This window comes from Vibrio sp. vnigr-6D03, assembly GCF_002835515.1.
GTDB lineage: Bacteria > Pseudomonadota > Gammaproteobacteria > Enterobacterales > Vibrionaceae > Vibrio > Vibrio penaeicida.
The window spans coordinates 135,081-142,584 of sequence record NZ_PIZL01000041.1 but is presented as its reverse complement, the minus strand read 5'-3'; the positions used below and the strand labels follow the sequence as shown (position 1 = coordinate 142,584).

Sequence of the window (7,504 nt, the reverse complement as noted above, 5' to 3'; positions counted from 1 at the left end):
CTTAACTGACTGGCATTAGCCCGAAGGCTCTTTTATGTTTTTTGTTAACTAGCGGTTCACTGTAAAACAGATGGTGAATTGCTAACGCTATCAAGCTTGTTGTCAGATAAGAAGTCAGTCACTTGTCTGATCATTTCATTATGGTGATTTTGATCTGCAAAGCCGGAAACCTGTGGGAATATGGCAGTAGAATGACCTGCTGAACTGAATTGAACATACACTTTCGTATTGTCACTTGGTGTTGTGTTCGAACTATTAACCGGGCTTATAGACATTTGATCAGCGATCGGCTTAGTTCCTGCTAACGGCGCTGTTGATACCATATTTGGTACCGTTAAATCACCTTCGACTTGCGATAGGTAAAAAGGCTTATCGTCGATTAAACCTGTCATGTTAATTGGGTCAATACCATCGATAACGGTTTGTACTGCATAAGTAAACTGTAAGAAAGAAGCTTCTAACGTGGTCTCAAGTTTATCGTAAGTGCCATCGGCTGCCATTTGTGTATAACATGCCCCTTGCTCTTTCGAGGTGGAAGTAGAAGTCAAGTTACATTGGCTCGATACGTATGCCTTGTATTCGTCGTTACTGTTGAGCCCCAAATTGTGTTTTATCAGTGGTCCGAAGCTGGCACTTCCCATCAATAAATTACCTATTTGACCCCCAGAGTTCGCAATTGCTGATGAAGTAATGGCAAACAAAGAGTTCAATGCGGTGTCCGTAGATGTATCACCTGTTTGGTGATTTGAAAATGCGGCAGTTGAGGAGCCAACTATCCCACCGAGGGAGTGTCCATATATTCGTGGGGCAGATGTGGATACTAGCGGATTGGCTGCTCCCGCCAGTGGTGTACCTGTAAATGAATTATTTCTTACAGAGTAAGCCAAACTTATCGAAGCCCTTAAACCAAGTAAGTCAAACGTACTTTGTTGTAGGTTATCTCGAGCGACAGGTATATTGCTTAAATTGATGTAGGCTAACGCTGAAGCATTGGCTGATCTTACTGCATCAAGACTCCTTTCACCATGTAGAGGGAGGTCAATAGCAATTACGCCTATACCGCCTCTGGCAAGTTTATCTGCAAAATAATAAGCATTTTCTTTGGCTGAGGTAATACCATGTTGATATATAACAATCGGCATATTTGCAGGAATCGTTGTTGGCGTAAACAGTAAGAAGTTTACCGTTTCCATAGAGCGAATTTTTGCAAAAGGAGTGAAGCGAGTTGGTACTCTTTCAGTATCTAATCGTGAACCATCTGCAAGTGTAATGTTAACACCCACCAGCGATTGCATAAACGCAAACTGCTCAGCGGATGTTGCTGTTGCTAGTGTAGAAAGTGGTGATGGATCTACACCAGCACTTACCAAACTTGCACTTATAGCAGTTGCATCAGCTGAACTTGAAAGCGCGTTAATTAATTTTGCAAGGCTTGGCCCGGCAGCTTCAAAAGGTGCTGTGTTCCAATCTGAACCTTTGCTCAAGAAGTGGGGCAGCTTGACGGTGCCTTTCGTTACATTAACTGTGTTGTTATTTGAACCTGTATACAAACCCGCTAATGAGGTTTGTGTACCCGTAGTACCTACGTACTGAGAAAAGTTTGTATCAGCTTGTAATGCGTCGTCAAAGTCAGCAGTTGCTCCAAACGACAATACAAATGGATTCGTTGAGTCAACACTAGACTCGATTGCATTTCCTTTCCATACCTTCGTCAAATCATTGCTTTGTCCGATGGCAGAACCATAACCAGATTTAGTTGCGAATAGTGATGAGCCAAGAGAATGAGTTGAAAACCAAGAAGAATAAATGATGGATTTCGTGTCAATTGAAGCACCTGCCATATACTGTTCAACACCTTTGACGACTTTTTGTGCTGATGCCAAACTGCCTTCGGTGTAGGTTGTGTTTGAGGTTTTCAGACCTGCGTAGCTTTGAGATGTTCCAATCGGATCGCCATTTTTGTCTAATATTCCGTCGGTCAATGCGAAAATATAATCTGAACTAGGGTCTAAAGGTTGAGTAAAAGTAATAACGATCGAATCTGATGTAGTCGTCGCAACAAATGAACTAATAGCACCAGTTACAGAAGGCGGTGTTGAATCTGTCAGTTTTCCCGAAAGCTTCAATATGGTGATACCTGAAGTTATTGAAGTTCCAGCCGTAAAACCAGTACCTTTAAACCGAAGAGCTATTGGCATACTCAACGACCAACCATCCGCGGTATTCATCGCCGCTAATGGATTGGATAGGGCATCATCTCCGCTAGTAGGTAACTTTAGGGTACCGTCATTTGTGTCCATTAGAAGGGCGCTTGGTGGTGGTACCCAAGCATTGCTGCCCAGCAAAGTAAAGTCGATAGATGTGTTTCTAGACGATAACTCAGTTAAGTATTGTTCTAAGTTTCCTGTTTCATCACCGGTAACTTTTACATCATCACCACATCCAGCCAGTATTGAAGCGGAAATAATGACCGCTAGTAAATTTTTCTTAGTCATTGCGTATACCCTGTCTGAATTAGTTGAATGTGTAATTAACTTGAAGTGCAGTGATGTAAGCAGAACCGGAACTTTCAAAAGTCAGCTCTTGATCGCCAGCATTCGTTTCTTTGAATGTGCCGCTCTTACTTTTAACAAGAGCAAAACCTGCATCAAAAGTGAGATTTTCGCTGTAGGCGTAGGTAGCGCCAGCCGAATACCAAATACGATCAGAATCAGGGATACTTAGTGTCGTTTTTCCTGCTTGTTCATCAAATGCTAAGCCAGCACGTAAAGTCCAGTCGGAATTCATTGTATAAGTTGCACCAGCAGAATAGCGGTTGTTATCAGAGTAATCCTCTTCCTTTAAGAAGCAGATCCCGTCATTTAAATCACAATCAGGGCTTGTTGCTCTGAGTTCTTTAAATTTATTCCACATGGTGCGTTGCCAGCTATAATGTACAGCCCATTGGCTGTCTAGCTGATGAAAGCCCGATAACTCAACGATATCAGGCAACTCGATTTTTAGCTGGCCCTTAACTGGATTTTTGCTCGAATCAGAAACTCTTGTACCGCCGTGATCAGTGAATTTTCCATCGTCAAAATCCAATTTAACAGAAGATCTATAACCGAAACCAAATCTATGGTTTTCATTGACTTCGTATAGAGCACCAATATTCCAACCGAACGCAAAGGTTGTACCTTCCATTGAAATTAATTTGTCTGATGCGCTACCGCCAATAAATGGGTACAGCGAACCTTTATGGCGATCCAATTCTGCTATGGCATAAACTAGGTTTACACCTGCACCGACACTGAAGTTGTCGTTAACGCGGTAGGCAATATTCGGGTTTAGATTAACAGAAGCAAGAGAAGTATTACCTGACATATCGCCTGCTGCAATTGTGTCTGGGTAATCCGTGCCCACACCATAAGTTGTAAAAAGACCTACACCCCAAGCCCACTTATCATCAATTGGACTGATGTAATAAGAAGCAGGGACAAACTGCATTGGAGCAACATCTTTGGAATATTGATTGTTGGTTACGTCATTCACATCGACTTCAGGGTCGACGATAGAAATGGCACCAGAGGCTTGAGCTTTTTCAAAAAGTGTCATTGCTGCTGGGTTGCGTGCAAGTACGCTGGCGTTATCGGCTACTGCAGCCTCACCAGAAAATGCGCGCCCTAAACCAGAAGCCGAGTGCTCAGCAACCTGGAATCCGGCTGCATTTACATTACACGCAAACAATATGGATATTGTAAGCAGAGAGCAGTGCTTAATTTTCATCCTTGGTCCCCTTGGGTAAGACTTGTATTTATATGAGTGGGATTAGCCATTTTGGCTATGGTTAATCTTAGAGATATGTTTCCGATTTGTTAAACAGTTGTTTAAATCATTAGTATGAAATGAGAGGTGAGTGGGATTTTATGCGACGCAAGAAAGGATTACTACTAGGGATTTTAAAAATTACAAACACATATGTGACTCAATTAACATAATTGAGTCAATGGGTTAATTAACGAGCGATAAAAAAGTCTTATTACTCGTTGTATCAATGAGTTAACTGCAGTTTGGTTTGTTACTGATCGTACCAGTGAGTATTTTGATTCGATTTGAAAGGTTAGTGATCCTAGTAGAATTCGACGGGTGGGTTGAAAGCAACTCCGGTGGATTACTTCCGCCAGAAGCAACGGCCATATTCTTCCAGAGCTCTACACTTTGGTAAGGATCAAATCCGGCTTTTGCCATTAGGTCTAGCCCAAGTATGTCGGCTTCAGACTCTTGGCTTCTACCATAAGGCATTAAAACTCCATACTGCACACCAACACCTAGCACACCCATTGCTAAACTTTGGTACTCTGAATTTTGTAGACTGATGTTTGTTAATTTCAAACCTGCATTAGCTAGCTGCGAGCTAGACAATCGTTCATTACCATGGTCAGCTAGAACGTGTGCTATTTCGTGCCCAATAACGGCTGCAAGTTGGTCTTGGTTTTTTGCGACTTTGAGTAAACCAGTGTAAACGCCAATTTTCCCACCAGGTAACGCAAATGCATTAACTTGATCACTCTCGAATACAACGACCTCCCACTCCTTGAAGTTGGGTTGAGGGGGAATAGATTTGGTTATGGAGTCGGTAACGCACCGTACATAAGCGTTTATTTTGCTATTATCGCTAATCTTTTCTTTTTCTTTCATCTGTTCGAATGAACTAGCACCTAAATTAGCCATATCATTTGAAGAAAAGAGAAGCAGTTGATCACGACCAGTAGGTGAAGTAGTGCAAGATGCGATCATCGTTGTGGTAGTTAATGCGATAGCAATCCGTTTTAACATTATAAACGGGCTCCATGTTTATTTTTCTGATTTTTTAAATTATATCACTTCAAGCAGGACAATTTGAATGACACTACAAGAAAGTATATGGAAGAAAGACATCAGTCTCGACATTTTAAATGCGTCGTCTAAAAACACGCTCATGGAACATTTGAATATTGTATATACCGAGATCACTGGGAGTAGTATCAGTGCGACTATGCCAGTAAGTTCCATTACTCACCAGCCATTTGGCATGCTTCATGGTGGCGCGTCTGTTGTGTTAGCCGAATCGCTTGGTTCTATTGCGGCTAACTTTGCGGTTGATGATGAACGCTATTGTGTCGGTTTAGATATCAACGCCAATCATGTACGTGCCATGCGAAAGGGAACAGTGACAGGGACAGCAAACCCATTGCACTTAGGGATTTCAACACAGGTTTGGCAAATAAACTTGGTTGATGAGCAAGACCGTTTGGTTTGTACCAGCCGTTTAACGATTGCAGTAAAAACTCGAAAAGGCTCGGCTTAATGGTTATCTCCTTTAAAAGCGGAAAAGTAATAGCAACACTTCACGAAATTGTCGTCAAGATTGATGGCGATCACTGTACCACGCTGCACTCACAGGTTGATGCGATTACGCTTATAGGCAAGGGTGCCAATGTCATAACGTCTAATAGTTCGGAAACAAAGTGGTCGGTAAAACTTGATAATGAGGAACAACTTAAGGAACTTTCGGCGCATATTGGGATCCATATTCAGTAATTGATATTTATCGAAATCACTGAATCTGGAGAGGTTTTCTTGGTGTAGTGCTTTAGTTAGCGCAATGATAAAATAAGGAAATTCGTTGTTCCTTCTTCCTGGAGAGTTTTCCCCATTATGAGTAGCCCACGCCTTCGAAGCCAGTTTGAAACGTTATTCGAGCATTACAATGGAACCGACAGTAACGTTCAATTGGAAGACATCACCGAAATTTTGTTTTGCACTCGCCGAAATGCGCGAATTGTACTGAATAAGCTTGCCGAAGAAGGTTGGATAGAGTGGCATCCAGCAGCTGGTAGGGGGAAGCTTTCTCAGCTCCTTTTCCGGAGAAACAAGCAAGATGTGAGTGAAAACTTAGCCAAGCGCTATTTAGAAGAAGGGAAAATAGGTCAAGCTCTTAATGTTTTGGAGCGCGATGCCACACGGTTAACCCAAGTAATACAAGATTACTTAGGGCTACAACATCAAGAAGGTCAGCAGGTGGTGCGATTACCGTATTACCGCGCACTGAAAATGCTAAACCCCCATAAACCTACACGTCGTTCCGAACAGCATATTATTAGACAAGTATTTTCAGGGCTAACCAAGCTTGATGAAAATGAACAGGTTCAAGGTGATCTAGCGCACGATTGGGAAATGATCACTGCGAAACATTGGCGTTTTTACATTCGTCCGGGGGTCCGTTGTCACAATGGGAATTTGCTGACGTCGCAGGATGTTGTACAAAGCCTCTCGCATTCAGCGCGTTGTTCGATGTTTGATCATATTGATAAGGTAGAAGAGGTGTCCGCCTACGTTGTTGATATCCATCTTTCCATGCCAGACTGGCACCTGCCGTTACTACTCACTGAAACCAAAGCTAAAATACTGCCTTCAAATCAATTACCAGACGATCAAATGGATCGTATGCCAATTGGCACTGGTCCTTATCGGGTAATACTTAATGATGATAAACGGTTAGTTTTGGAAGCCTTTGATGGGTATTTTGGATTTAGACCGCTCATCGATAAGGTCGAAGTTTGGGTAATTGACGAAACCTATTCAACACTTGTTTATCCCAGCCTCCAGCACCCAACTAAACCGGCTCATCGCGATCATGAAGATGTCGAACTTGACCCCGGTTGTACCTATTTATTATTGAACCTAAAGCACGGGTTGGCGAAAGATAAGCGATGGGCAAACTATTTTTGTTCACGTTTAAACTGTTTCAACGTATTCGAACTTATGCCAAAAGATAAGATTGTGGAACAAGGGCTCTTACATGCGCATGGATTAAAGCCCGGTTGGTTCCACTGTCACCCAGTGCCTGCAGAACCCGTCCCTTCCAAAGGCACTGTTGTAAAAGTGGCATATCACTGTTTCCACCCTGGTTTTAAAATGTACGCTAAAGCCATTGAGGAGTTGCTTAAAAAAGACGGATTGACGGTTGAATACATTCGATACGATGTAGAACCCGAGTGTATGGAAGACATTGATGTTTGGATAAAACCAATGGGGATTAGCACAAATAGAGACGATGGATTGTTAGGTTGGTTTTTAAGTTACGGCGACATCCACAATATGTGCAAGCCAGAGCAGTTCGAAAAATGGCGATCATTAATTAATACTTGGCGCGCAGAACCCGATAGCGCATTCCCCGCAAAACAACTGGGAAAAGAGTTAGTAGAAAGCCAAGTCGTGATTCCAATGTTTCACGGATGGTTAGGGCTAAGCAAAGATCAATGTGGCTCACTACAAAATGCAAAAACTAATGCGCTAGGGTGGTTTGACTTTAGCAACGTCTGGGTGAAGCCAGATACCGTTATGCCAGATGTATCGAAGTAGGGTCTACGTAAAACTTTCATTAACAGGCTAATTCAGAGGATTACAAAGATAACTTCTCGCTGAGCCAAGTATCTTGGGTTACTTGGGTATATTCCATATGATTATAAAACCAGCGAAAATA

General features: G+C 42.3%; 6 protein-coding genes. 3 read left to right on the top strand and 3 right to left on the bottom strand.

Annotated elements, in window-relative coordinates; genetic code table 11:
• Positions 1–56: 56 nt before the first annotated feature.
• The 3 genes from CW749_RS24630 to CW749_RS24620 form a co-directional block, all read right to left on the bottom strand.
• Positions 57–2,495: a VolA/Pla-1 family phospholipase gene (locus CW749_RS24630; protein ID WP_101115110.1), complete on the bottom strand. Its 2,439-nt coding sequence runs from the start codon at positions 2,493–2,495 to the stop codon at positions 57–59.
• Between the two features lie 19 nt (positions 2,496–2,514).
• Entirely contained in the window at positions 2,515–3,765 is a 1,251-nt protein-coding gene (locus CW749_RS24625) for an outer membrane protein transport protein (RefSeq protein WP_101115109.1), read from the bottom strand.
• 273 nt (positions 3,766–4,038) lie between these two features.
• Positions 4,039–4,815: a M48 family metallopeptidase gene (locus CW749_RS24620; RefSeq protein WP_101115108.1), complete on the bottom strand. Its 777-nt coding sequence runs from the start codon at positions 4,813–4,815 to the stop codon at positions 4,039–4,041.
• A gap of 67 nt (positions 4,816–4,882) precedes the next feature.
• Here CW749_RS24620 and CW749_RS24615 point away from each other — a divergent pair, with 67 nt between their 5' ends.
• The 3 genes from CW749_RS24615 (at position 4,883) to CW749_RS24605 (ending at position 7,383) form a co-directional block, all read left to right on the top strand.
• Positions 4,883–5,326: a hotdog fold thioesterase gene (locus tag CW749_RS24615; RefSeq protein ID WP_101115107.1), complete on the top strand. Its 444-nt coding sequence runs from the start codon at positions 4,883–4,885 to the stop codon at positions 5,324–5,326.
• Positions 5,326–5,559 (top strand): DUF3389 domain-containing protein, encoded by a 234-nt coding sequence (locus CW749_RS24610; protein WP_101115106.1) that lies wholly within the window; start codon positions 5,326–5,328, stop codon positions 5,557–5,559. The genes CW749_RS24615 and CW749_RS24610 overlap by 1 nt, the downstream gene beginning before the upstream one ends.
• 117 nt (positions 5,560–5,676) lie before the next feature.
• A complete protein-coding gene (locus CW749_RS24605) occupies positions 5,677–7,383 on the top strand; it encodes an SgrR family transcriptional regulator (protein WP_101115105.1) in 1,707 nt (568 codons plus the stop codon).
• Positions 7,384–7,504: the final 121 nt, after the last annotated feature.

Coding starts and splice junctions, on each gene's coding strand:
- CW749_RS24610 (WP_101115106.1), top strand. CDS start 5,326: ATGGTTATCTCCTTTAAAAGCGGAAAAGTAATAGCAACACTTCACGAA.
- CW749_RS24630 (WP_101115110.1), bottom strand. CDS start 2,495: ATGACTAAGAAAAATTTACTAGCGGTCATTATTTCCGCTTCAATACTG.
- CW749_RS24625 (WP_101115109.1), bottom strand. CDS start 3,765: ATGAAAATTAAGCACTGCTCTCTGCTTACAATATCCATATTGTTTGCG.
- CW749_RS24615 (WP_101115107.1), top strand. CDS start 4,883: ATGACACTACAAGAAAGTATATGGAAGAAAGACATCAGTCTCGACATT.
- CW749_RS24605 (WP_101115105.1), top strand. CDS start 5,677: ATGAGTAGCCCACGCCTTCGAAGCCAGTTTGAAACGTTATTCGAGCAT.
- CW749_RS24620 (WP_101115108.1), bottom strand. CDS start 4,815: ATGTTAAAACGGATTGCTATCGCATTAACTACCACAACGATGATCGCA.